Source organism: Micromonospora sp. AMSO31t (assembly GCF_008868175.1).
Classification (GTDB): domain Bacteria; phylum Actinomycetota; class Actinomycetes; order Mycobacteriales; family Micromonosporaceae; genus Micromonospora.
Map to the genome: position 1 here is coordinate 30,863 of NZ_WBKT01000005.1, position 23,300 is coordinate 54,162.

Consider the following 23,300-nt stretch of genomic DNA (forward strand, 5'->3'; position numbering starts at 1 on the left):
CCATGCTCGTCCGGTTCATCGGGCTCGCCGATGCCGTTGTGCTCGCACCCGACCGCTCCACCTTGCTCGCGCGCGAAGGGCAGCGGCACCACCTTCCCGAGATGCTTCGCGCCGACGCCACGGTCGTCACAGCAGGCTCGGATGTGGAACGCGTTCCTGCAGCGCCTAGGCGAGGTGTGGGCGTGCGGTCCGACCGCGTGGCGCGCGAAACCGCCTTGTTGTCGTGCTGGCCCGTCTCTACGGTGCAGTGATGCTGTCGCGAATTCTGACGCTGACCGTCGATGCGCACGATCCCGCCCGTCTCGCGCAGTTCTGGGCCGGAATGCTGGGCCGGGAGGTCGTCGAGGACGCCGGTGCCTCGCTCCTGCCCGGCGATGACACCCAGGTCAGCCTCCAGTTCGTCCCGAGCGATGCGAAGAAGCTGGGGCCGAACCGCATCCACCTTCACCTGACCAGCACCAGCCTCGCGGACCAGCAGCACAAGGTGGCGACGGCACTGGGGCTCGGCGGCGGCCACCTCGACGTCGGGCAGCGCCCCGAGGAGGGACACATCGTCCTGGCCGACCCCGAGAGCAACGAGTTCTGCGTGATCGAGCCGGACAACTCTTTCCTCGCCGGGTGCGGCCTGCTCGGGGAACTCGCCTGCGACGGCACGCGGGAGGTCGGCCTTTTCTGGAGCGAGGCGCTGGGCTGGCCGCTGGTGTGGGACCAGGACGACGAGACCGCGATCCAGTCACCGCACGGCGGCACGAAGGTCGCGTGGGGAGGCCCGCCCGTGGCCCCGAAAGAGGCGAGGAACCGACAGCGCTTCGACCTCATCCCGGCGGGTGGCGATCAGGAAGGGGAGGTCGACCGGCTCGTCTCCCTCGGAGCCACTCGGCTGGAGGTCGGCGAGGACGGCACCGTCGTGCTGGCCGATCCCGACGGCAACGAGTTCTGCGTCAAGAGCAACTAAGCACCCAACTGCCTGTCCTGCCGGCTGATGGTTGACCCGGGGTCGGCCAGCTATCGTCACCGCTCCACGAAGATCATGAGATGGGATGCGGCGTTGATGGGGCGACGGTTCGGGCTCTGCGTAGTGGTCGCGGCGACGCTGCTGGCCGCGTCGGCGTGTGGCGGCACCTCCGAGGTGCCGGGCACGCCCACCGCCGCGGAGGCCAGTGCCTCCGTGGGGTCCGCCACCCCCACGCCCACGGCGTCGCCGGCGGCCACACCGGCGCACGTATCCAAGCCTTCCCCGACCCCACGGTCCCCCGGGAGCCCGCGCTCCTCGGCGGGCCCTGCGGTGCCCACGACCAAGAAGGCCACGCAAGCGGCCACCGCGAGCAACAAGACGGCCTGCACCGCTGTCAGGGGCCCGCTGGCGAGGGCCCTCGCTGGCCTGGTCGCGTTGGGCGCGATCGCCGCCAGTGCCACGTCGGAGACCGAGGTCGCCTCCGCCTGGACGGAGGCGATCACGCGGCTGGTCAACCTCGAGGCGGCGGCGAACAAGGTTGCCGCCGAGCAGACCGACCGCACGCTGCGGAGCAAATTCAGGGCGCTCGCCGTGGCCGCAGGCCTGAAGTACACCAAGATCCGCTCGGTCAAGCCCCCCAAGGTGGAAGCGCTCGTGGCCGTCGCGGGCGACACCGGCGCTCTGGAGGACGCGGTCAACAAGCTCGAACCGACCTGCGGCAAATACTGGTAGCCGGGTGCCGGCCGCCCGCCTGTGGGGCGGAGCCGCGGAACGCGAAGCGGCGTTCGCGCAGCATCCTGAGGCAAGCGGAATGAACTCGCTGCCTCGGCTCCGAACGTTGCTGGTCGCTCGGCTTCCCTGTGGGGATGGCTGTACAGCCAGGGGCGCAAGGATGATCGTAAGCTGCCCTCGTGAGGCGACACCTCCGTGACGCACCGTCCAGCCTGAGTGCTCGAGCCCGCCGCTTCGTGGCGGTCCATGGAGTTTGGCTCGACGTGCCCTCTGTCAGTGACTGGCGCAAGCAGTGGGAGGCCAACGGCATTCCGTCGGGAGTCGTTGACCGGGCGGAGAGGCATCAGGCTCGCTGGGGCGGGCTCGCCCTACCTCCATCGCTCAATTACGACGGCGGGCCGCGAATGCTGTGCGCAGATACACCGGAGTGGGAGAACGACCTCCCCGAGCCAGGCTGGTGGTTCGAGGCAGGACCACAACGGACAGCGGTGCCGTACTCCTTTCTCATCGGGCCTGACGGAAGCTTTGGCATCGCCATGGATAGTTGGGTGCCACTGCACGCCCGGATCGAAGGTTGGGTCGAGTCGCTGGCACTCGCCCAGTCGGCCGAGCACATCGCGGAGACGGTTACCAAGCTTTCTGGCGACGCGGTTACCGCCCTTGACCTCTCCGGTATGCGACCCGTGCCAGGGACTGCCGGCATTGTCGACACCTGGTGGCATGGGGCAGGCTCGCTCATTGCGATCTGCAACGGAGAAGCGAAGCTGTTTGGACGCCCCGACTACCGGGTTGCGCGCGTCTACTCCGGCAACATCGACATGGAGTGGCTGTAGCCGTTCAAGCGGATCTCCTCATCACGACACTGACGAGAGACAGGCGCACAAGTGAACACCACCGACGCTGGCACCACACTGCTCTGGCGACCCACCGGGCCGACGGAGCTGGATCTCGTGCGCCAGTCGGGTTGGCGTGCTTGGCCGCCGCGCCTACCGGATCAGCCGATCTTCTGGCCAATTCGGCAGTGCACGCCGTCACCGCTGGGTCCTCCGTCGCTGATGTGCGGCAGTCGTCCGTCAACTGATCTGCGACACCTCGGCGCGCTGATCGCGGCAGAAGAGGATGTGTAGGATGACCGGCGTCAGCGATGAGGGGAGGTGAGCCCGGTGATCACTCAATGTCACCTCTGGGCGCTCCACCCGGCTGTCCCTGTCCGCTGACCTTGCGTCGGGGAGCGCCCTCCTAGCCGGAGGAACAATGAGCTTCTCCCCGTTCCGTATCGATGTATCCGACGAGGTACTCGACGACCTTCGGGCCCGCCTGGCCCGTAGCCGCTTCACCGACCGCATCGGCGACCAGCCGTGGCAGGCCGGCACGGACCCCGACTACCTGCGGCACCTGCTGTCCTACTGGCTCGACGGGTTCGACTGGCGCGACCGGGAAGTCGAACTCAACGCACTGCCGCATTACCAGGCCCAGATCGGCGGCCGGCGCATGCACTTCCTTCGCGTACCCGGAACGCGTCCGGAAGGCGCACCCGCACCGCTGCCGCTGATCCTGAGTCACGGCTGGCCCAGCAGCTTCGTGGAGATGCTGCCGCTGGTCGACCGTCTGACCAACCCCGCTCGCCACGGGGGCGACCCCGCCGACGCATTCGACGTGGTGGTCCCCTCGCTGCCCGGCTTTCTGTACTCGGAGCTGCCGAAGGGTCCGCTCACCCGCGCTGCGATGGCGCAGACGCTGCACTTGTTGATGACCGACGTCCTTAGCTACCAGCGTTACGGCGCCTTCGGTGGCGATGTCGGCGGCGTGGTCACCGGTTGGCTGGGCGCTCTGTACCCCGAGCAGGTGGCCGGCATTCACATGATCCACCCACCGTTCCCGGCCAGCTTCGATTCCCACCCGTTGTCGCCGGCCGAGCAGGCGTTTCTCGACGCCGAAGCGGCGTACGACGAGACTGACGGCGGCTACAGCGCCATCATGGGCACCCGACCGGACACCATCGCCGCGGCGCTGGTCGACTCGCCGGCCGGACTGGCCGCCTGGCTCGTCGACAAGTACCGAGACTGGAGCGACAACCACGGGGACCTGGAAAGCCGGTTCGACCGGGACACCCTGCTCACGATCATCACCCTGTACTGGGCGAGCGGCACCATCGGCTCCTCGTTCCGGCAGTACTTCGACTTTCACCACAACAGTCCACGACCTGACATCACGGTGCCGTCGGCGTTCACGGTGAGCACCGAACCGTCGATGGTCAACTTCCCGCGCGAGATCGCCGAACGCGCGTGCACCGACATCCGGCACTGGAGCGAACCAGGTAGGGGCGGACACTTCATGCCGCTGGAGGAACCGGACCTGCTCGCCGGCGAACTGCGGCGGTTCTTCACGTCGCTCCGCCCGTACTGATCAGCAAGGGAGCCCGGTCGCACCGGCCCGGCTCCCGCTGCCGGATTCCGCATGCATCGATCGAGAAGCTACCCGTGAATGCCATCCGATGGAGCCGCGGAACGTTAGCCGGCGCTTCGAGCAGCTGCGTACGGCGGCCGGGCTGGACTGGCTGCACCTGCACGACCTACGGCACGCCTTGCCACGTTCCTGCTCGACCAGGGCGAGGATCTGCGCACGGTGATGGAGCTGCTCGGGCACTCCACGATCCGGATGACGGCCGACACCTGCGGGCCCGTCCTGCCGGCGCGGGCTCGTCAGGCTGCCTCGGCCATCGATCGGGTGCTGGGCGAGGAGGGACGGCGTGACCGCTCGGCTGTAGTGGCGACCGAGATCAGCCGAAGAAAGTGCTGGTGGAGCCCAGGGGACTCGAACCCCTAACCCCTGCCTTGCAAAGGCAGTGCTCTGCCAGTTGAGCTAGGGCCCCGAGGCGGGCGGATTCGCCCCGTGCTGCCGGTCCGACGCGCTCAGCGCAGGTCGGGCGCGGTGGTCGCCTCGTGCCAGAGGGCGCGCTCGTCGTTCGAGGCCTTGATCTTCTTGGCCACGACGGCGGCGACGCCGACGACGCCGGCCAGGATCAGGAGCTTCTTGAACATGGGCTTGACCCCTCGCGCTCGACGACCGTCGGACGGTGTGCGGTGGGGCTAGCTGGAATCGAACCAGCGACCTCAGAGTTATCAGCTCTGCGCTCTAACCGACTGAGCTATAGCCCCGCGTAGCGACGAGCAAGGTTAACCCATCGCCGCCGTGGCGCCCAAATCGGGGGCCGTGGCGGCGCGCTCACCCGCGCCACCTTCGAAACTACCCGGACACGCGACGCCGGGGCGACCGCTTTACGCGGTGCCCCGGCATCGTCGTCGGGTCAGTCCCGCTCGGCGAGCGTCAGCTCGATCCCGCCGACCAGGTCGGCGCAGACGTTGTAGACGAACGCGCCCAGCGTGGCCAGCGCGGTGAAGAGCACGACGTTGACCAGGCCGATCAGCGCGGAGCTGAGGATCACGCCCTTGGCGGTGATCCGGAAGCCGCCGCCGCCACCCTGGCCGCCGCCGGCGTTCACCAGGTCGGTGAGGCTGTCGTTGACGCTCTTGAACACGCCCATGGCGTCCAGCGCCAGGTAGAGCACCGAGGTGGCGACGACCACCACGATGAAGAGCACCACGGAGACCGCGAACGCGAACTTCATCACGGACCAGGGGTCGATCCGCTTGAGGTTCAGCCGGGCCCGGCGCGGTCCCCGCGACGCGGCCGAGCTGACCGAGGTACGGGCGGCGCGTACCGCCTCACCCACGCGCGCGGCCCCGACGGCGGCCGCACCGCCGATCCCCGGCGGCAGCCCGCCCCCGTTGGCGGGGCGGGCCGTGGCGGCGGGGCGGCCGCCGTCCGGGGACGGCTTCGGTGCGGTGCCCAGGCCGGCGCCGACGCGCGGCTGGGTGCCGGTGGTGCCGGTGGACGGCCGGGCGGCCGCCGCGGGCTTGGGCGGCTGCGGGGTCGCCCCCGGCTTCGCCGCGGCCGGTGCGGCCAGGCCGTCGGCCGACGTGGGAGCGTCGACCTTCGTCTCGGCCTGGTCGGCCGGTGGCGAGCCCTCGCCGGTGGTTTCCGGCGGCGGGGTCATGCCGGGAGCCCGGGTGAATTTCGGGGCAGGCGCGTCGGCGGGGACGGTGGCCCGACCCACGGCCGCGCGGCCGGTCGCTGGTGTACCGCCCTGTGCGGCCTCCTCGTCGACCGGGTTGGCCGAGGTCCCCGTGTTCCCCGACTTCGCCTGTGTCTCCGTCATCAACTAGTCCTGTTCGTCAGGCTCGTCGGCATTGCGAGCAATCGCCACGATAGTCACGCCGTCCGGGAGGTCCATCAGCTTGACCCCCATTGTGTTCCGGTCACGCGTACGGCGTACAGGCTTCACCGGAGTCCGGATGACGCCACCGTTGCTGGTGATGGCGAACAGTTCGTCGTCCGGACTGATCACCACCGCGCCGACCAGACCACCGCGTCGCTCGGTGATCTTCGCAGTCAGCACGCCCTTACCTCCCCGGCCCTGGACCGGGTATTCCTCGATCGGGGTTCGTTTCGCGTACCCCCCGTTCGTCGCGACCAGCACGTCCATGTCCATGCCCTCGCGGACGACCTCCATCGCCAGGAGGACATCCTCCTCGCTGAACCGCATGCCGATCACACCGGAGGTGGCCCGGCCCATCGGGCGCAGCGCCTCGTCACTGGCGTTGAAGCGGATGGCCTGGGCGTTCTTGCTGACCAGCAGCAGGTCGTCCGTCGGGGCGACCAGGGCAGCACCGACCAGCTCGTCCTCATCGCGCAGGTTGATCGCGATGACTCCGCCGGAACGGTTGGAGTCGAACTCCTCGAGCCGCGTCTTCTTCACCAGGCCGTTCTTCGTGGCCAGTACCAGGTAGGGCGCCACCTGGTAGTTCGGGATTTCGATGATCTGCGCGATCTGCTCGTCCGCTTGGAAGGCGAGCAGGTTGGCCACGTGCTGGCCCTTGGCCACCCTACTGGCTTCGGGAAGTTCGTAGGCTTTGGCCCGGTAGACCCGGCCCTTGTTCGTGAAGAACAGGATCCAGTCGTGGGTGGAGCATACGAAGAAGTGGCTGACGATGTCGTCCTGCCGCAGCGTCGCCCCGCTGACGCCCTTGCCGCCGCGCCGCTGCGAGCGGTAGAGGTCGACCTTGGTGCGCTTGGCGTACCCGGTGCGGGTGATCGTGACGACCACGTCCTCGCGGGCGATGAGGTCCTCCATCGAGACCTCGCCGTCGAACGGCACGATCTTGGTGCGCCGGTCGTCGCCCCACTTGGCCACGATCTCGCCCAGCTCCTCGGAGACGATGCGCCGCTGCCGCTCGGGCTTGGCCAGGATGTCCTTGAGGTCGGCGATCTCGACCTCGAGCTTGGTCAGGTCGTCCAGGATCCGCTGCCGCTCCAGGGCGGCCAGCCGGCGCAGCTGCATGTCCAGGATGGCGGTCGCCTGGACCTCGTCGATCTCCAGCAGCCGGATGAGGCCCTGGCGGGCGTCCTCGACGGTGGGCGAGCGCCGGATCAGGGCGATCACCTCGTCGAGCGCGTCCAGCGCCTTGGCCAGACCGCGCAGAATGTGCGCCCGCTCCTCGGCCTTGCGCAGCCGGAACGCGGTCCGCCGGCGGATGACCTCGATCTGGTGCTCGACGTAGTAGCGGATGAACTGGGCCAGGTTGAGCGTGCGCGGCACGCCGTCGACCAGCGCCAGCATGTTGGCGCCGAAGGTCTCCTGGAGCTGGGTGTGCTTGTAGAGGTTGTTCAGCACCACCTTGGCGACCGCGTCGCGCTTGAGCACGAGCACGATCCGCATGCCGGTGCGCCCGGAGGACTCGTCGCGGATGTCCGCGATCCCGGCGAGCTTGCCCTCCTTGATCAGCTCGGCGATCCGCTCGGCCAGGTTGTCCGGGTTGACCTGGTAGGGCAGCTCGCTGACCACCAGGGCCGGCCGGCCGCGCTTGTCCTCTTCGACCTCGACCACGGCGCGCATCCGGATCGAGCCGCGCCCGGTCCGGTACGCGTCCTGGATGGCGGCCTGTCCGACGATCAGGCCGTGGGTCGGGAAGTCCGGGCCCTTGACGATCTCCAGCAGCGCTTCGAGGGTGGTGGCCTCGTCGGCCTCCGGGTTCTCCAGGCACCACTGCACGGCCGCGCCGATCTCGCGCAGGTTGTGCGGCGGGATCTTGGTGGCCATGCCGACCGCGATGCCCTCGGAGCCGTTGACCAGCAGGTTCGGGATCCGCGACGGCAGGATGGTGGGCTCCTTGGCCCGGCCGTCGTAGTTGTCCTGGAGGTCGACGGTGTCCTCGTCGATGTCCCGGAGCATCTCCATGGCCAGCGGGTCGAGCTTGCACTCGGTGTACCGCATGGCCGCGGCCGGGTCGTTACCCGGCGAACCGAAGTTGCCGTTGCCGTCGACCAGCGGGTAGCGCAGCGACCAGGGCTGCGCCATCCGGACCAGCGCGTCGTAGATGGCGGAGTCGCCGTGCGGGTGGAACTGGCCCATCACGTCACCGACGACGCGGGAGCACTTCACGTAGCCGCGGTCCGGCCGGTAGCCGGAGTCGAACATGGCGTAGAGGATCTTGCGGTGGACCGGCTTGAGCCCGTCCCGGACGTCCGGCAGGGCCCGCCCGACGATCACGCTCATCGCGTAGTCGAGGTACGAGCGCTGCATCTCGACCTCGAGCCCGACCGGCTCGATCCGGTCGTGCGCGACGACCGCGGCCAGTGTCTCCGGGGTCTCCGGCTCGTTCGGCGTGGACTCGGGAGTATCGGTCACTGTTAACCCTTATCAGACTCAGAGTCGTTTTCGTGCTGTGGATAACGTCTGTGGATACCGGCCAGACTGTGGATAACTCTGTGGACCGCCGGGCCGACCGGTGGATCTCCGGCCGACCCGGCGCGGTCCGTCAGATGTCCAGGAACCGCACGTCCTTGGCGTTGCGCTGGATGAACGACCGGCGCGCTTCGACGTCCTCGCCCATCAACACGCTGAACAGCTCGTCGGCGGTTGCGGCGTCGTCGAGCGTCACCTGCCGCAGGGTGCGGGTGGCCGGGTTCATCGTGGTCTCCCACAGCTCGGGATAGTTCATCTCGCCGAGACCCTTGAACCGCTGGATGTCGTCCGGCCTGGCGTTGGCCTTCTTCTGCTGGCGCAGCGCGATCAGCCCGTCCCGCTCCCGGTCCGAGTACGCGTACTGCGCGTCGTCGCCCTTCTTGTTCCACTTGATCTTGTAGAGCGGCGGGGCGGCCAGGTAGACGTGCCCCAGCTCGACCAGCGGACGCATGAAGCGGAAGAGCAGGGTGAGCAGCAGCGTCTGGATGTGCTGGCCGTCGACGTCGGCGTCGGCCATCAGCACGATCTTGTGGTAGCGCAGCTTCTCGATGTCGAAGTCGTCGTGGATGCCGGTGCCCAGCGCGGTGATGAGCGCCTGGACCTCGTTGTTCTTCAGCACCCGGTCGATCCGGGCCTTCTCCACGTTGAGGATCTTGCCGCGGATCGGCAGGATCGCCTGGGTGCGCGGGTCGCGCCCCTGCTTGGCCGAGCCGCCGGCGGAGTCGCCCTCGACGATGAACACCTCGGACTCGCGCGGGTCGGTCGACTGGCAGTCGGCCAGCTTGCCCGGCATCGAGCCGGACTCCAGCAGCGACTTGCGCCGGGCCAGCTTGCGCGCCTGCTGGGCGGCGATCCGGGCCCGCGCCGCCTGGGACGCCTTCTGGATGATGGTCTTGGCCTCGGCCGGGTTCCGGTCGAACCAGTCGACCAGCCGGTCGTTGCAGACCCGCTGCACGAAGCTCTTCACCGGGGTGTTGCCGAGCTTGGTCTTGGTCTGGCCCTCGAACTGCGGGTTGGTCAGCTTCACCGAGATGATCGCGGCCAGGCCCTCGCGGATGTCCTCGCCGGAGAGCTTCTCGTCGCCCTTGAGCAGCTTCTTGTCCGTGCCGTACCGGTTGACGACGCTGGTCAGCGCGGCCCGGAAGCCCTCCTCGTGGGTGCCGCCCTCGTGCGTGTTGATCGTGTTGGCGAAGGTGTAGACCGACTCGCCGTACGACTCGTTCCACTGCATGGCGATCTCGACCGACATGCCCTCCTCCTCGGAGCCGAACTCGACCACCGTCTTGTGGATCGGGTTCTTGGAGGCGTTGAGGTGCCGGACGAAGTCGGCGATACCGCCCTTGTAACAGAAGGTGACCTCGCGCGGCTTGCCCTCCTCGCCCTCCGGGACCCGCTCGTCGACCAGGTGGATGGTGAGGCCGCGGTTGAGGAAGGCGTACTCCTGAATGCGCCGGTAGATGGTCTGGAAGTCGAAGTCGACGGTCTCGAAGACGTCCGGGTCCGGCCAGAAGGCGACCGCGGAGCCGGTGCGGTCGGTGGTCTCACCCTTCTCCAGCGGCGACGGCTTGGAGTTGGTGTACTGCTGCCGCCAGACGAAGCCGGACTTGTGGATCTCCACCGCCATCTTCGTGGAGAGGGCGTTCACCACGGACACGCCCACGCCGTGCAGACCGCCGGAGACCGCGTACGCCTTGCCGTCGAACTTGCCGCCCGCGTGCAGCACGGTCAGCGCGACCTCGACACCCGGCTTCTTCAGCTTCGGGTGGAGGTCGACCGGGAAGCCGCGCCCGTTGTCGGTGACCCGGACGCCGCCGTCGGCCAGCAGCACCACGTCGATGGTGTCGCAGTAGCCGGCCAGCGCCTCGTCCACGGCGTTGTCGACGACCTCCCACACGAGGTGGTGCAGGCCGCGTTCACCGGTGGACCCGATGTACATACCGGGCCGCTTCCGGACCGCCTCGAGGCCTTCGAGAACGGTGATCGACTCGGCGCCGTACTCCTGCTTGTCCTGCGCTGCCACCCTCGGCCACTTTCTCGCGCCGACCGCGCCAGGGCGCGGGGGCGCGGGTTCGGCGGACAGGACGCGACGTCGGCGCGCACAAACCGGTCCCCGGATCTCCAGGTCACGGATCGCGTGCGCCGGTCGCCGCGGTTGCCCGCGGATCGCGATCGGCTCGACCCGATGCGGGACAATGATCAAGGGCCCGGTGGGCCCATGTCCGTCGCTCCGTGTCGGGTCTTTCGTCTCGCCCTCAATCTTACTGTGCGCAGCCGACCAAACCGCCACTCGGCACCCCTCCGGGGCGGCTGAGAATGCCGTAGGAGCCCGAACCGTGCTATCCGCGACTCCCCCTACACGCCTCGCCCTGATCGAGGGCGCGGCCCGCACCGGATCGGTGCCGGCGGGTGACCGACCGGGGGTCGCGGCGGGACCGGACGTGCCGTACCTTTTGCGGCGCCGCCACCTGCGGTCTTGATCTTTCGCGGCCGGAACCGGGACGATCGACCCGATCGGTCGGACAACGTGCTTGCTGAGAGGTGACGCCAGATGGGGCTGGACAACGTCGCGGTGCACTGGCCGCGGACCGGCCGCTTCTACGATCCGGTCGCGCCGGCCGAGTTCGTCGACTTCGGCGAGATCGTGGACATGCCACGCATCTCGGCACCCACCGCCGCGCTCGCCGAGCTGATCGCGAAGACCGGCACGGTGCGGGCGACGGCCTACACCGAACTGGTCGACCTCATCCTCGGCCTGGAAAATGTGCTCTACGCCACGGAGAACTCGGCCGAGGACGAGGACCCGGTGATCGACCCGGACGGCTGCTCCTGGATCGCCGAGGGCGTGGAGAAGTTCATCACCCGGCACCGGCCCTTCGGCGAGGCGGTCACCTTCGAGTCGGTGAGCGAGGTGCTGCGCTCGCTGCTCGGTGACGGGCGCCTGGCCGAGCAGCAGCTCCGCTGGCTGGACAGCCGGCTGGACAAGCTGCGCGACGAGAGCGGCGAGCCGCCGCAGTGGAACTTCACCTGTGCCGAGCTGAGCGTGCTGGCCGCCTTCTACCGGCGCTGCGCCGAGCGCGGCTTCGCGGTCTACGCCGACGCCTGACCCGGCTGCCCGGCCGCGCCAGGCCCGGCCGTCGCAGCCCGGTTGGCCGCGGCGATCACCTCGGTGAGCACCGTGTGCAGGTGCCGCAGGTCGGCCAGCGGCAGGCCGAGCCGCTGCACGATCGCCGGCGGGATGCGCTCGGCCTGCGCCCGGAGCGCCCGCCCGCTCGCGGTGAGCGAGACGGCCAGGCTGCGCTCGTCCGACGCGTCGCGCTCCCGCCGCACGTAGCCGGCGGCTTCCAGCCGCTTGAGCAGCGGTGACAGGGTGCCCGGGTCGAGCTGGAGCAGCCGGCTCAGGTCCCGCACCGAGAGCGGCGCGTGCTGCCAGAGCGCCAGCATGACCAGGTACTGCGGGTGGGTGAGCCCCATCGGTTCCAGCAGCGGGCGGTAGACCGCGACGACTCCGCGCGCGGCGACGGAGAGCGCGAAGCACACCTGCTGCTCCAGCGCCAGGGGATCGCCCTCCAGCTGGTCGGCCATCCTCGCCCTCCTCGTCCGTCGTTGCGATCGTAGCAACGATTGGTGTACCAATTATTGGGGCACCAATCGTACGTTGGTTGGCGAGGAGAGGGCGGCGGATGAGCGGCGACGAGCAGCAGGTGGGCGACACTTCCGGCAAGGGCGGTCGCCTGATGGGCTGGGTGTTCCAGAACCTCGCCGGCCCGTCCCAGGTGCAGGGCGCGGTGCAGGGCGGCTCCCGCCTGGCCCGCGAGGCCTGGAAGCACGACCTGGAGCGGCGCAAGCAGTGGAGCCGCGAACAGCGGGAGCTCAAGCGCGCCCAACGGGAGGCACGCCGCGGCGACCGGTGACGGTCAGCCGTAGGTGTCGCGCGGTCCCCGCCCCCGCACCCGGCGTGGGCCGCGCGACCAGGACGGCGCCGCCGGGCCGTGAATGTGCAGCTTGCGCACCACGTTGTGGCCCACCTCGCTGGCGATCTGCTTGAGCAGCGAGCCGGCGAGCAGCCGCAGCTGGGTGGCCCAGGCCGTCGAGCGGGCCTCCACGGTCAGCTCGCCGTTCTCCAGCTTCACCGGACGGCTGTGCTGCGCCACCTCCGCCCCGACCACCCGCTCCCAGGCGCCGAAGACCGTCGCCTCGGCCGCCGGCTGCTGCCAGCCACGCGCCTTGACCAGCTTGTCCAGCACCGCGCCGAGCGGCTGCGGGTCCCGCGGATCCGGCCCCGGGCCGGAGTAGCCGCGCAGCCGCTTCTCGCCGTCGCCCCGGACCGCGCCACGCCGCCGCGTGCCGGACGCCGCCTGCCGGCGGGCCTTCGCCGCGTCCAGCACCGCCCGGGCCAGCTCCGGCCCGGACGTCCCATCGGGCAGGTCCGCGCCGGCCTCGCCGCCCGGCTTCGCTTCCGGCCCCTCCGGGGTACGCCCTCCGCGTCCCGGCCCCAGCCGCGCGGGCGGGAGCTCCACCTCATCCGACACGGCGTACCGTCCCCTCGCCCACCGCGTACCGGGTGCCCCGCAGGGTCGCCGGCACGTCGTCGTCGACCGCGCAGGTCACCAGGAGCTGGCTCGCGCCGCCGACCAGCTCGGCCAGCCGTTCGCGCCGGCCAGCGTCCAGCTCGGCGAAGACGTCGTCCAGCACCAGCACCGGCTCGATCCCGTCGGCGCGCAGCAGGTCGTAGCCGGCCAGCCGCAGCGCCAGCGCGTATGACCAGGACTCGCCGTGGCTGGCGTAGCCCTTGGCGGGCAACGGGCCGAGGGTCAGCGCCAGGTCGTCCCGGTGCGGGCCGACCAGGGTGGTGCCCCGCTCGATCTCCGCCGACCGGCTCGCGGTCAACGCGGCACCGAGTGCCTCGACCAGCGCCGCCCGGTCGGTGGTCGACTCGGGCAGCTCCAGCGACGGCCGGTACGCGATCCCCGCCGCACCCCGGCCCGCCGCCACCGCGTCGTACGCCTTCGCCACGTGCGGGGTCAGCGCGGCCACCAGCTCCAGCCGGCCGGCCAGCAGCTCCGCGCCGTGGTGCGCCAGGTGCGTGTCCCAGACGGCGAGGGTGGACAGGTCCCCGCCCCGCGAGCCGCCCGTCTTCCGGGCCAGGTACGCCGTCCGGAGCAGCGCGTTGCGCTGCTTGACCACCCGCTCGTAGTCGGCGCGCACCCCGGCGTACCTGGGTTGGCGGGTGACCAGCAGGTCGTCCAGGTAGCGGCGGCGCTCGGCCGGATCCCCGCGGACGAGTTCCAGGTCCTCCGGGGCGAAGAGCACCAGCCGCAGCGCGCCGAGCACGTCCCGGGCGCGGCGGGCCGGGGAACGACCGAGCCGGGCCCGGTTGGCCTTCCCCGGGACGATCTCCAGCTCGATCAGGAGCTCCCGGCCCTCGTGCACGACCGCGCAGCGGATCACCGCCGAGGTGGCGCCCATCCGGACCAGCGGGGCGTCCGTGGCGACCCGGTGCGAGTCCAGGGTCGCCACGTAGCCCAACGCCTCGACCAGGTTGGTCTTGCCGACGCCGTTCGCGCCGACCAGCACGTTCGGGCCCGGCTCCAGGTCGACGCCGACCCGCTCGTACGAGCGGAAGTCGACCAGTTCGAGCCGGCGGACGTACACAGGCTGTGGATGCCAGTCAGCGCTTGCGGACGGCGTGCCCGCCGAACTGCTGGCGCAGCGCGGCGACGGCCTTCATGGCGGGCGAGTCGTCCTGCCGGGAGGCGAACCGGGCGAACAGCGAGGCGGTGATGACGTTCAGCGGCACGGCGAGCCGCACCGCCTCGTCGACCGTCCAGCGGCCCTCGCCGGTGTCCTCGGTGTAGCCGCTCAGCTCGGCCAGCTCCGGGTCCTCGTCGAGCGCCCGGTCGAGCAGGTCGAGCAGCCAGGACCGGACCACGGTGCCCTCGCGCCAGGACTTGAAGACGCCCGGCACGTTGGTCACCAGCTCGGAGGCGGCCAGCAGCTCGTAGCCCTCGGCGTAGGCGTGCATGAGGCCGTATTCGATGCCGTTGTGCACCATCTTGGCGTAGTGGCCGGCGCCGACCGGGCCGGCGTGCACGAAGCCGAACTCGCCCTCGGGCTTGAGCGCCTCGAAGATGGGCATCAGCCGCCCGACATGCTCCTGAGCGCCGCCGACCATCAGGGCGTACCCGTTCTGCTTGCCCCAGACGCCGCCCGAGACGCCGACGTCGATGTAGCCGATGCCCTGCTCGTTGAGGCGCTCGGCGCGCGGGGCGTCGTCGCTGAAGCGGGAGTTGCCGCCATCGATGATGATGTCGCCCTCGCCGAGCACACCGGCGAGCTCGTCGATGGTGGCGTCGGTGACGCCGGCCGGCACCATCACCCAGACCGCGCGGGGCGATTCCAGCTTCTCGGCCAGCTCCGCGAGGCTCGCGACGTCGCTCAGCTCCGCGTTGCGGTCGTAGCCGACCACCTCGTGACCGGCGGCGCGCAACCGCTCGCGCATGTTGCCGCCCATCCGGCCGAGTCCTACCAGGCCGAGCTGCATCTGCTCCTACCTCCGTACGTCTGGATCGTGCTGCCGGCGATCAGCGGGACACGCGGATCGGCATGATGAGATACCGGTACCCCGGGATGACCTCGCCATCCTCGCCGGCGGGGGAAATCACCGCGGGCTTGAAGGCGTCCACGAACGCCAGCTGGGCGTGCTGGGCGCCCAGGTTGGTCAGGCCGTCGATCAGGTACTGCGGGTTGAAGCCGATGGTCAGCGCGTCGCCGGTGAAGGTCGCCTCCATGGCCTCGCTGGCCCGGGCCTCCTCGGTGCCGCCGGCCTCGACCACCAGGCCGTCGGAGCTGAAGCTGAGCAACACCGGGGTGGTGCGCTCGGCGACCAGCGCCACGCGCTTGACCACCTCGATGAGCGTGGCGACCGGCACGCGGGCCTCGGCGTTGTGGCTGGCCGGGAAGAGCGAGCGCACCGGGGGGTAGTTGGCCCCGTCGAGCAGCCGGCTGGTGGTCCGGCGGGTGCCGCCGGAGAAGCCGATCATGCCCTCGCCGGCGCCGCCCTGGGAGAGCGCCATGGTGACGTGGCCGCCGAGCGGGCCCAGAGCCTTGGCGGTGTCGTGCAGCGTCCGGGCGGGCACCAGCGCGTTGAGGCTGATCTCCGGGTCGTCCGGGTTCCACTCCATCTCGCGCAGGGCGAGCCGGTAGCGGTCGGTGGCGAGCATCGCCAGCGTGCTGCCGGACAGCTCGATCCGGACGCCGGTCATCATCGGCAGCGTCTCGTCCCGGCCGGCGGCCACGGCCACCTGGGCCACGGCGGCGGCGAAGGCGGCCGCGTCGACGGTGCCGGCGCTCTCCGGCATCTCGGGCAGGGTCGGGTAGTCCTCGACCGGCATGGTCGGCAGGGTGAACCGGGCGCTGCCGCACACCAGTTCCAGGTGCGCGCCGACGGCGGCGATGTCCACCGGCTTGGCCGGGAGCGCCTTGGTGATCTCGGCGAGCAGCCGGCCGGAGACCAGGGCGGCCCCGTCGGCGTCACCCTGCACCTCGACGGTGACCTGGCTGGAGACCTCGTAGTCGAAGCCGGAGACCTGGAGGTTGCCGTCGGTGACGCGGAGCATCACCCCGGCCAGCACCGGCACGGAAGGTCGGTTGGGCAGGCTCTTGGCGGTCCACGCGACCGCCTCGGCGAGCGCGTCGCGCTCCACTCGGAACTTCATCAATGCCTCCGCGTCGACGTCAGCGACAACTCTCTCATGCCGACCGCTGCCACCCGTCCCGCCCGACCGTGCGGGTACCCCTCGCACCTTAGGGCGCGTGGGCATCGGCTGTGCGCCCGACCCCGTGGATCCAGGTGCCCGGGTGACTGCCGGCGGCAGTGCTCCGGCCCGATCCACAGGAAGTCCAACGGTGATGATTGGTTTTTGTTGTTTAGAAGAGATAACTCATCGTCTTCATCGCACCTGTGCAAACTGTGGAGAACCGGCGTCCGCCCAGGTCAGACAGGTTATCCACCGGTGGTTTCGCTGTGGAGAACCAGGGGTACAACCCGTGTCTGAGTCCACAGCCGTCGCCAGCCGCCGAGTTATCCACGGCTGTCCACCGGTTGTCCACCGCTAATCCACCGGGTTTCTCCCCAGTGCTGTGGACGGCGCCGGCGGCGTCGACCGGCGTCATCCCCAGAACCTTCAACAGGTCGCCCACAGGCCGACCGTCGTCGGTGGACAACGGGACCGTCGTCCCCAGGCGTCCACAGCCTCGTCCCCAGGAGTTGTCCACAGTCTGTGGGTAACCGGGCGGAGACCGAGCGTGGTTTTCCACCGGCTGTGGAACAGGGGGTGTGGACAACCGGCCCGGGGTGTGGATGAAACACGACACCGATCGTGGGCCCTGCACCGGGTCGAGGGTCAAGCGCCGGATCTCCACCGGCACGAAAAAGCCCGGCCGGTGGGCCCGGCCGGGCGTCGCGTCGGCGTACGGATCAGGTGGTCTGCTTGATCCGGTTGGTCAGCTCGGCGATCTGGTTGTAGAGCGAGCGCCGCTCCGCCATCTGCTGGCGGATCTTCCGGTCGGCGTGCATGACGGTGGTGTGGTCCCGGCCGCCGAACGCCTGCCCGATCCGTGGCAGCGACAGGTCGGTCAGCTCGCGGCACAGGTACATGGCCACCTGGCGGGCGTTGACCAGCACCCGGGACCGGGAATGGCCGCGCAGATCCTCCAGGCTCACCCCGAAGTAGTCCGCGGTGGAGACCATGATCTGGTCGGCGGTGATCTCCGGGCCGGCGCCGTCCGGGATGAAGTCCCGCAGCACCTCCTCGGCCAGCGACAGCTCCACCGACGAGCGGGTGAGGCTGGCGAACGCGGTGACCCGGATCAGCGCGCCCTCGAGTTCCCGGATCGAGTTCGACACCCGGGAGGCGATGAACTCCAGCACGTCCGGCGGGGCGTACAAGCGCTCCTGCGCCGCCTTCTTCTGCAGGATCGCGATCCGGGTCTCCAGGTCCGGCGGCTGGATGTCGGCGAGCAGCCCCCACTCGAACCGCGTCCGCAGCCGGTCCTCCAGCGTCGCCAGTTGCTTCGGCGAACGGTCGGAGGTGATCACGATCTGCTTGTTGGCGTTGTGCAGCGTGTTGAACGTGTGGAAGAACTCCTCCTGCGTCCGCTCCCGGTTCTCCAGGAACTGGATGTCGTCGATCAGGAGGATGTCCACGTCCCGGTAGCGGCGCTGGAACGCGCTGGTCTTGTCGTCCCGCAGCGAGTTGATGAAGTCGTTGGTGAACTCCTCGGTCGAGACGTACCGGACCGAGCGGGCGTTGCCCAGCGTCGTGGCGTAGTGCCCGATGGCGTGCAGCAGGTGAGTCTTGCCCAGCCCGGAGCTGCCGTAGATGAAGAGCGGGTTGTACGCCTTCGCCGGCGACTCGGCCACCGCGACGCTCGCCGCGTGGGCGAAGCGGTTGGACGAGCCGATGACGAACGTCTCGAACATGTACTTCGGGTTGAGCCGGTTGCCGCCGCTCTCCGCGCCGCCGGGCATCCGCCGGTCGGCCTGGCCGCCCGGGCGGTGGTCCGGGCCGCCGCGGCCGGGGCCGCTGTCCGTGGCGCCGTCCCGGGGCAGGCCGCGCAGCGGCGGGGCGTCGGCCGGGCCGGGCGCCTCCCGGTAGCGGGGCTCGTAGTTGTCGGGGGCGGCCGCTTCGACCCGGGGCCGCTCGTCGAAGCCACGGCGCTCGGGAGTGGCGCGCAGCGGCTCCGCGAAGGCGGCGCTGAAGAGCGTGTCCTGGCCGTCGCGGCTGGCCGGGATCAGCTGCGGGCGGCCGCCGTCGGCCGTGCGCTGCCGCGGGGCCGGCTCCTCGGCGGGCGGCTCCGGACGCGGATCGGCGTACGCCGGGGCCTCGGGCCGGCCCGGGGGGAAACCCAGCTCGGGGAAGCCCGGCGCGGCGTCGGCCGGGCCGGGCTGGTCGAAGCCGGTGAGCAGATCCGGTGGGCCGGCGGGCTCGGCGGCGGGTTCGGGGTTGCTGCGGTAGACGGTGCCGGCCGGACGGCCGCCCGGGTCCTCCGCGACGCGGACCGTGACCGCCACCTGGATGGGCCGGCCGAGCCGGCGGCTCAACGCCTCGGTGATGGCCGGGCGGAGGCGGGACTCGATCACGTCCCGGGTGAAGGCGTCGGGCACGGAGAGCAGTGCGGTGTCCTCGACGATCGCCCGCAGCCGGGTCAGCCGGAGGTACGCCCGCTGCTGCGCGGAGATGATCTCGTCGGCGAGCTCGTCGGTCGTCGCCGTCCACACCGCGGCAAGGTCGGTCGCTCCGGTCACCGTCGTGCCACCCCCCCTCGCCTCTCCTCACGCCCGCCCGGACGGCTGACCGGTCGTCATCCACAAGTTATCCACAGCCTGTGTGTACCGACCGATTGGGGCCGCCCACCGGACGCGGGTCGGACCTGCCCCCTGATTCGCGGAGGCACTGAAGCGGGTTCACCGTGCCGAACGATTCACTACCTTGTCCGGTCTTGCCAGCCAGCGACAAACCCCCACCCCCGACGCTGACCGCAATCGGGCACGCTAACAGCGCGGACCCCGCGCCATCAACCGTCGACACCGGGGCAGCCTTGTCAACATCAGTGAAAACCGCCCCTTCGGTCGCGCTCCCGGCGCTGGTCGCGGCCGAGGTGCGAGGTTGACGGTCACTGCCCCCCTGCGTAGGCTGGAACGGCTGCTCTCTCGCCCTCTGCTAGGGTGATGAGTGCTTGCTGCCCGCGGTCACCGCCCCGCCTAGCCGGGGTCCCGCGCCACCGGGCAGCACCGATCGGAGGCCACCGCCCGAGGTGGCCTGGACCACCACACGACCCGGGCGATCCCCCGCGCGAGGTCTACGACAACGGAGAGCCTGACGTGAGCAAGCGCACCTACCAGCCGAACAACCGCCGGCGCGCGAAGACCCACGGCTTCCGGCTGCGCATGCGCACCCGTGCCGGCCGCGCCATCATCTCGACCCGTCGCAGCAAGGGCCGCGCCCGCCTGTCGGCCTGAGGCCGACAGGTCCGGTCCGGGGACGTGGGCAGTCGTGCTGGCCGCCGCACAACGACTGCGGCGTAGCAGCGACTTCGCCGCAGCGGTCCGCGGTGGCCGACGCGTCGGCCGTGGCGCCGTCGTGGTGCACCTGACCCTCCCCGAGCAGACCGGATCCACCGCGACCACCTCGCCGGAGCCGGCGCGGAGCAGCGGTGCGGAGACCTCCGCACCGAGCCGCGCCGGCTTCGTCGTGTCCAAGGCCGTCGGCAACGCCGTGGTCCGCAACACGGTCCGCCGCCGGCTCCGCCACCTGGTCCGCGAGCGGCTGGCCGACCTGCCCGCCGGCAGCACCCTGGTGGTACGCGCGCTGCCGCCGGCCGCCCAGGCGTCGTACGCCCGGCTCGGGGCCGACCTGGACGCCGCCCTCGCCGCCGCACGGTCCCCACGGGGACGGCGGTCGCGGTGACCGAGCACACTGCCGCGCCGCGGCCCTCTGCCGGTGCCCGCATGCTGATGGCGCCCATCATCGCGTACCGTCGGTGGATAAGTCCGGCACTGCCGGCCCGCTGCCGGTTCTACCCGTCGTGCAGTGCCTACGCCGTCGAGGCGGTGTCCCGGCACGGTGCGCTGCGGGGAGCCTGGCTGACGGTCCGGCGGCTGTCGCGCTGCCACCCCTTCCACCCTGGTGGACACGACCCGGTCCCGGAGCCGGGCGACCGCCGCCGTTCCGACGTGACTGGAGCCTGAGTGTTTAGTCTCGACTGGATCTACTACGCGATCTCGTGGATCCTGCTGACCTGGCACTCGGCCTGGGACGCCATCGGGGTCTCGGTCGGGGCCGTGATCGGCACGAACTGGGCGTGGATCCTCTCCATCATCTTCCTGGTGGTCACCGTCCGGGTGATCCTGTTCCCGGTCTTCGTCAAGCAGATCAAGTCGCAGCGGGCCATGCAGGCGCTCCAGCCCAAGGTCAAGGAGCTGCAGGAGAAGCACAAGGGTGACCGGGAGACGCTCCAGAAGGAGATGATGGAGCTCTACCGGAAGGAAAAGGCCAACCCGCTGATGGGCTGCCTTCCGATGTTCCTCCAGATCCCGGTCTTCCTCGGCCTGTTCCACACGCTCAAGCGGCTCAACCCGGACAACCAGGGCAAGACCCTGTACGGCTGGACCGTCGAGCAGTTCAACAGCGCCTCGAACGCGAAGCTCTTCACCGCTCCGATCTCCGGGAAGTTCGGCTCCACCGCCGGCGAGATGGCGGCGCTCGGCGCGAACCTCACCACCGTCAAGATCGTCGCCGGCGTACTGGTCTGCATCATGATCGCCACGACCTACCTGACCAGCCGGCAGATGATCCTCAAGACCGGTTGGGCGGAGGACCCGCAGCAGCGCATGGTGCAGCGGCTGATGCTCTACGGCATCCCGGTCTCGCTGCTCATCTCGGGCGCGATCTTCCCCATCGGCGTGATCATCTACTGGGTTACGAACAACCTCTTCACCCTCGGCCAGCAGCAGTGGGTGCTGCGGAAGTTCCCGCCGCTGGTGCCGCCGAAGAACAGCACCGCCGGCAAGGCCACCGCGGGCAAGGCCGCCGCCCAGCCCGCCAAGGCAGGTGGCCTGCTCGGCCGCAAGACCGCGCAGCCGGCCGCCAAGGCTCCGGCCGTCGCCCCCAAGGTGGCCGGTCCGAAGCCCGGCGCCAAGCCGGTCAACCCGAAGAAGGGCAGCGGCCGACCCGCCAAGCGACAGGGGTGAGCCGCCGGGCCGCCGCCGGACACCGGTGGCGGCCCGTTCGGTCCCCGAGCTGCCACCCGAGGGGTCGGCGCCGGACCGGAACCGCCGCGCCGAGCGCGGTCACGGGCGAAACTGGCCCGTACAGACGTGCCCGAGGGCACCGGCGAACCTCCCGCCGGGCCCCGGGAGACCAGCGGACCCGACGGTCCGGCCGAGCGAGTACGGAGATGACACCGTGACCGACACCAGCATCCCCAGCGCGGACCAGTCCCTGGACGAGGAGACCGCGCCGGCCGCCACCACGGAGGAGGCCGAGGACACCCAGGCCGAGGGCCGGGAGAAGAAGGCCCTCGCCGACAGCGACCTGTTCCGGCAGAGCGAGATCGCCGCCGACTACGTCGAGGGCCTGCTCGACATCCTCGACTACGACGGCGACATCGACGAGCTGGTCTCCGGTGGCCGCCCGGTCGTCGAGGTGGTCGGCGCTCGCCTGCAGAACCTGGTCGGCCAGCGCGGCGCCACCCTGGAGGCGCTTCAGGAGCTGGCCCGGCTGGCGGTGTTCCGGCAGACCGGTTCGCCGAGCCGCCTGCTGCTCGACGTCGGCGGCTACCGCGCCGCCCGGCGCAAGGAGCTGGCCGCCGTCGCCAAGAACGCGGTGGAGAAGGTCAAGGAGCACGGCGAGGCGGTGCGCCTGGAGCCGATGTCCGCGTTCGAGCGCAAGTGCGTGCACGACGTGGTCAACGCGATGACCGGCGTGGAGAGCGAGTCCGAGGGCGTCGAGCCGAACCGCCGGATCATCGTCCGGCCGGTGACGGACTGACGTAGGTGTCCTCCGACGAGACGACGGCGGGTGCCGTGACCGGCCCGGGCGGCAACCCGCCCGGGCCGTCGCCTGTCCACACCGACCCGGCCGTCGACCCGCTCTTCTCCGCGGGCGACGCCCCGGCCCAGCCGCCGATGCCGGGAACGCCGGCGGGTCCGATCGACCCGGCCTTCTCAAACGAGACGGCCCTCTCGGATGATTCGGTTCCGGCGACGGCGCGGCCCATCGCCGGTGCCGACCCCGCCACCGGAGTGACGCCGGCCTTCTCCGGTGAACCGGAGGAGCGGCCCGAGGCGCCGAGATCGGCGGAGGTGCCGGTCGCACCGGCCGCGGTCGACCCGGTGTTCGCCGAACCGGCGCCCGCCGGCGGCGACCCGGACGACGGCCCCGCCGACGATCGGAGCGAATCCGGACCGTCCCTCCTGGACAGTGAGGACCGGCCCACCGGCGATCAGCCCGCCCCGGGGGACGCGACGTTGCCGCCCGAGTTGGCGGAGGCCGCCCGTACCCTCTTCGGCGACCGGCTCGACCTGGCCGCCGCGTACGCCGAACTGCTGGCCACGGACGGCGTGGTGCGCGGCCTCATCGGCCCCCGCGAGACGCCGCGGCTCTGGGACCGTCACCTGCTCAACTGCGCGGCGATGGCCGAGCGGATCCCGGAGGGCGCCAGCCTGATCGATGTCGGCTCCGGGGCCGGCCTGCCCGGCCTGGTGCTGGCGATCGCGCGCCCCGACCTCACCGTTACCCTGGTCGAGCCGCTCGCCCGGCGCACCTCCTTCCTCATCGAGGCGGTGCAGCAACTGGGGCTGACCAGGTCGGTCCGGGTGTTTCGTGGACGGGCCGAGGAGGCCGCGGTCGGCTCCCGGGACCGGGAGCCGCTGACCGCCGACATCGTCACCGCGCGCGCGGTGGCCCCGCTGGACCGGCTCGCTGGCTGGTGCCTGCCGCTGGCGGTGCCCGGCGGGCGGCTGGTGGCGCTCAAGGGCGCCTCCGCCGCCGAGGAGATCGCCGAGCACGCCGCGGCGGTGGCCCGGCTCGGCGGCGGCGAGCCGGAGTTGCACCGGTGCGGTGCCGACGTGATCGACCCGCCCGCGACGGTGATCGAGGTGGTCCGCGAGCGGGTGGTCGGCCCGGCCAGGAAGAAGGGGCCGAAGCGCTCGCGGGGCGGCCGTCGGCGCGGCACCCAGGGACGGGATCGCTGACGCGGCGCGGCTTTCCGGACGCCCGCCCGGTCGTTGGACCGGGTGGGCGTGAG

24 protein-coding genes, 2 tRNA genes and 1 pseudogene are annotated in these 23,300 nt (G+C 70.7%); 14 read left to right on the forward strand and 13 right to left on the reverse strand.

Annotated features, from left to right (window positions below):
• The first annotated feature begins 2 nt into the window (after window positions 1–2).
• Window positions 3–251, forward strand: coding sequence for a hypothetical protein (locus F8274_RS02185; RefSeq protein WP_151460574.1), 249 nt, complete (start codon window positions 3–5; stop codon window positions 249–251).
• Window positions 251–955, forward strand: coding sequence for a VOC family protein (locus tag F8274_RS02190; protein WP_151460623.1), 705 nt, complete (start codon window positions 251–253; stop codon window positions 953–955). Before F8274_RS02185 ends, F8274_RS02190 begins: the two co-directional genes overlap by 1 nt.
• A gap of 56 nt (window positions 956–1,011) precedes the next feature.
• Here F8274_RS02190 and F8274_RS31685 read toward each other — a convergent pair whose 3' ends face one another.
• The gene (locus F8274_RS31685) at window positions 1,012–1,182 is read right to left on the reverse strand and encodes a hypothetical protein (RefSeq protein WP_225853549.1); all 171 of its coding nucleotides are present in this window, start codon (window positions 1,180–1,182) and stop codon (window positions 1,012–1,014) included.
• A gap of 103 nt (window positions 1,183–1,285) precedes the next feature.
• Here F8274_RS31685 and F8274_RS31690 point away from each other — a divergent pair, with 103 nt between their 5' ends.
• From F8274_RS31690 to F8274_RS02210, 4 genes and pseudogenes are all read left to right on the forward strand, one after another.
• Entirely contained in the window at window positions 1,286–1,687 is a 402-nt protein-coding gene (locus tag F8274_RS31690) for a hypothetical protein (protein WP_225853550.1), read from the forward strand.
• Between the two features lie 263 nt (window positions 1,688–1,950).
• Window positions 1,951–2,520, forward strand: a complete 570-nt coding sequence (locus tag F8274_RS02200; RefSeq protein ID WP_225853551.1) for a hypothetical protein — start codon at window positions 1,951–1,953, stop codon at window positions 2,518–2,520.
• Between the two features lie 51 nt (window positions 2,521–2,571).
• Window positions 2,572–2,703, forward strand: a pseudogene (locus F8274_RS31695) (ADP-ribosylation/crystallin J1); the annotation flags it as partial.
• A gap of 238 nt (window positions 2,704–2,941) precedes the next feature.
• On the forward strand, window positions 2,942–4,093 hold the full coding sequence (locus tag F8274_RS02210; RefSeq protein ID WP_151460575.1) for an epoxide hydrolase family protein: 1,152 nt from the start codon (window positions 2,942–2,944) through the stop codon (window positions 4,091–4,093).
• A gap of 390 nt (window positions 4,094–4,483) precedes the next feature.
• On the opposite strand, the gene F8274_RS02220 is transcribed toward F8274_RS02210, so the two are convergent.
• From F8274_RS02220 to gyrB, 6 genes are all read right to left on the reverse strand, one after another.
• A tRNA-Ala gene (locus tag F8274_RS02220) sits at window positions 4,484–4,559 on the reverse strand.
• A 40-nt stretch (window positions 4,560–4,599) separates the two neighbouring features.
• Window positions 4,600–4,728 (reverse strand): DLW-39 family protein, encoded by a 129-nt coding sequence (locus tag F8274_RS31700; RefSeq protein WP_208818042.1) that lies wholly within the window; start codon window positions 4,726–4,728, stop codon window positions 4,600–4,602.
• A 43-nt stretch (window positions 4,729–4,771) separates the two neighbouring features.
• A tRNA-Ile gene (locus F8274_RS02225) sits at window positions 4,772–4,845 on the reverse strand.
• Between the two features lie 149 nt (window positions 4,846–4,994).
• Window positions 4,995–5,906, reverse strand: a complete 912-nt coding sequence (locus tag F8274_RS02230) for a DUF3566 domain-containing protein (protein ID WP_151460576.1) — start codon at window positions 5,904–5,906, stop codon at window positions 4,995–4,997.
• Window positions 5,907–5,909: 3 nt separating this feature from the next.
• Entirely contained in the window at window positions 5,910–8,435 is a 2,526-nt protein-coding gene (gene gyrA / locus F8274_RS02235; RefSeq protein WP_151460577.1) for a DNA gyrase subunit A, read from the reverse strand.
• Between the two features lie 130 nt (window positions 8,436–8,565).
• Entirely contained in the window at window positions 8,566–10,512 is a 1,947-nt protein-coding gene (gyrB, locus tag F8274_RS02240; protein WP_151460578.1) for a DNA topoisomerase (ATP-hydrolyzing) subunit B, read from the reverse strand.
• Between the two features lie 528 nt (window positions 10,513–11,040).
• Between gyrB and F8274_RS02245 the strand changes: the two genes are divergently transcribed.
• Entirely contained in the window at window positions 11,041–11,595 is a 555-nt protein-coding gene (locus F8274_RS02245) for a hypothetical protein (RefSeq protein WP_151460579.1), read from the forward strand.
• Here F8274_RS02245 and F8274_RS02250 read toward each other — a convergent pair.
• Entirely contained in the window at window positions 11,580–12,074 is a 495-nt protein-coding gene (locus tag F8274_RS02250) for a MarR family winged helix-turn-helix transcriptional regulator (RefSeq protein ID WP_151460580.1), read from the reverse strand. The genes F8274_RS02245 and F8274_RS02250 overlap by 16 nt on opposite strands.
• A gap of 98 nt (window positions 12,075–12,172) precedes the next feature.
• Here F8274_RS02250 and F8274_RS02255 point away from each other — a divergent pair, with 98 nt between their 5' ends.
• Window positions 12,173–12,403 (forward strand): hypothetical protein, encoded by a 231-nt coding sequence (locus F8274_RS02255; protein ID WP_151460581.1) that lies wholly within the window; start codon window positions 12,173–12,175, stop codon window positions 12,401–12,403.
• A 3-nt stretch (window positions 12,404–12,406) separates the two neighbouring features.
• Here the strand turns inward: F8274_RS02255 and F8274_RS02260 are convergent, their stop codons facing one another.
• From F8274_RS02260 to dnaA, 5 genes are all read right to left on the reverse strand, one after another.
• The gene (locus F8274_RS02260; RefSeq protein WP_151460582.1) at window positions 12,407–13,021 is read right to left on the reverse strand and encodes a DUF721 domain-containing protein; all 615 of its coding nucleotides are present in this window, start codon (window positions 13,019–13,021) and stop codon (window positions 12,407–12,409) included.
• A complete protein-coding gene (gene recF / locus F8274_RS02265; protein ID WP_151460583.1) occupies window positions 13,011–14,144 on the reverse strand; it encodes a DNA replication/repair protein RecF in 1,134 nt (377 codons plus the stop codon). Before recF ends, F8274_RS02260 begins: the two co-directional genes overlap by 11 nt.
• Window positions 14,145–14,160: 16 nt before the next feature.
• Window positions 14,161–15,033 (reverse strand): phosphogluconate dehydrogenase (NAD(+)-dependent, decarboxylating), encoded by an 873-nt coding sequence (gene gnd, locus F8274_RS02270; RefSeq protein ID WP_151460584.1) that lies wholly within the window; start codon window positions 15,031–15,033, stop codon window positions 14,161–14,163.
• A gap of 40 nt (window positions 15,034–15,073) precedes the next feature.
• Entirely contained in the window at window positions 15,074–16,207 is a 1,134-nt protein-coding gene (dnaN, locus tag F8274_RS02275) for a DNA polymerase III subunit beta (RefSeq protein WP_151460585.1), read from the reverse strand.
• Window positions 16,208–16,968: 761 nt separating this feature from the next.
• Window positions 16,969–18,798 carry a chromosomal replication initiator protein DnaA gene (dnaA, locus tag F8274_RS02280; RefSeq protein WP_151460586.1) on the reverse strand — a complete coding sequence of 610 codons (1,830 nt, stop codon included), beginning with the start codon at window positions 18,796–18,798 and terminating at the stop codon, window positions 16,969–16,971.
• 576 nt (window positions 18,799–19,374) lie between these two features.
• On the opposite strand from dnaA, the gene rpmH reads away from it, so the two are divergent.
• The 6 genes from rpmH (at window position 19,375) to rsmG (ending at window position 23,247) form a co-directional block, all read left to right on the forward strand.
• Complete coding sequence (rpmH, locus tag F8274_RS02285; protein WP_013289388.1) at window positions 19,375–19,512, forward strand: 50S ribosomal protein L34; 138 nt, start codon at window positions 19,375–19,377, stop codon at window positions 19,510–19,512.
• 34 nt (window positions 19,513–19,546) lie between these two features.
• Window positions 19,547–19,960: a ribonuclease P protein component gene (gene rnpA, locus F8274_RS02290; RefSeq protein WP_151460587.1), complete on the forward strand. Its 414-nt coding sequence runs from the start codon at window positions 19,547–19,549 to the stop codon at window positions 19,958–19,960.
• Between the two features lie 41 nt (window positions 19,961–20,001).
• Window positions 20,002–20,241, forward strand: coding sequence for a membrane protein insertion efficiency factor YidD (yidD, locus tag F8274_RS02295; protein ID WP_151460588.1), 240 nt, complete (start codon window positions 20,002–20,004; stop codon window positions 20,239–20,241).
• Window positions 20,242–21,243 carry a membrane protein insertase YidC gene (yidC, locus tag F8274_RS02300; protein ID WP_151460589.1) on the forward strand — a complete coding sequence of 334 codons (1,002 nt, stop codon included), beginning with the start codon at window positions 20,242–20,244 and terminating at the stop codon, window positions 21,241–21,243. It begins immediately after the preceding gene.
• 214 nt (window positions 21,244–21,457) lie between these two features.
• Entirely contained in the window at window positions 21,458–22,042 is a 585-nt protein-coding gene (locus tag F8274_RS02305; protein ID WP_151460590.1) for a R3H domain-containing nucleic acid-binding protein, read from the forward strand.
• Between the two features lie 425 nt (window positions 22,043–22,467).
• Entirely contained in the window at window positions 22,468–23,247 is a 780-nt protein-coding gene (gene rsmG, locus F8274_RS31105; protein ID WP_225853557.1) for a 16S rRNA (guanine(527)-N(7))-methyltransferase RsmG, read from the forward strand.
• The last annotated feature ends 53 nt before the right edge of the window (window positions 23,248–23,300 follow it).

Bases quoted from the DNA above. Each gene is read 5' to 3' on its own strand.
- F8274_RS02250 (WP_151460580.1), bottom strand. From the start codon at position 12,074: ATGGCCGACCAGCTGGAGGGCGATCCCCTGGCGCTGGAGCAGCAGGTG.
- F8274_RS31700 (WP_208818042.1), bottom strand. From the start codon at position 4,728: ATGTTCAAGAAGCTCCTGATCCTGGCCGGCGTCGTCGGCGTCGCCGCC.
- F8274_RS02255 (WP_151460581.1), top strand. From the start codon at position 12,173: ATGAGCGGCGACGAGCAGCAGGTGGGCGACACTTCCGGCAAGGGCGGT.
- F8274_RS02230 (WP_151460576.1), bottom strand. From the start codon at position 5,906: ATGACGGAGACACAGGCGAAGTCGGGGAACACGGGGACCTCGGCCAAC.
- F8274_RS02190 (WP_151460623.1), top strand. From the start codon at position 251: ATGCTGTCGCGAATTCTGACGCTGACCGTCGATGCGCACGATCCCGCC.
- F8274_RS02245 (WP_151460579.1), top strand. From the start codon at position 11,041: ATGGGGCTGGACAACGTCGCGGTGCACTGGCCGCGGACCGGCCGCTTC.
- yidD (WP_151460588.1), top strand. From the start codon at position 20,002: ATGCTGATGGCGCCCATCATCGCGTACCGTCGGTGGATAAGTCCGGCA.
- F8274_RS02210 (WP_151460575.1), top strand. From the start codon at position 2,942: ATGAGCTTCTCCCCGTTCCGTATCGATGTATCCGACGAGGTACTCGAC.
- dnaN (WP_151460585.1), bottom strand. From the start codon at position 16,207: ATGAAGTTCCGAGTGGAGCGCGACGCGCTCGCCGAGGCGGTCGCGTGG.
- F8274_RS02185 (WP_151460574.1), top strand. From the start codon at position 3: ATGCTCGTCCGGTTCATCGGGCTCGCCGATGCCGTTGTGCTCGCACCC.
- gnd (WP_151460584.1), bottom strand. From the start codon at position 15,033: ATGCAGCTCGGCCTGGTAGGACTCGGCCGGATGGGCGGCAACATGCGC.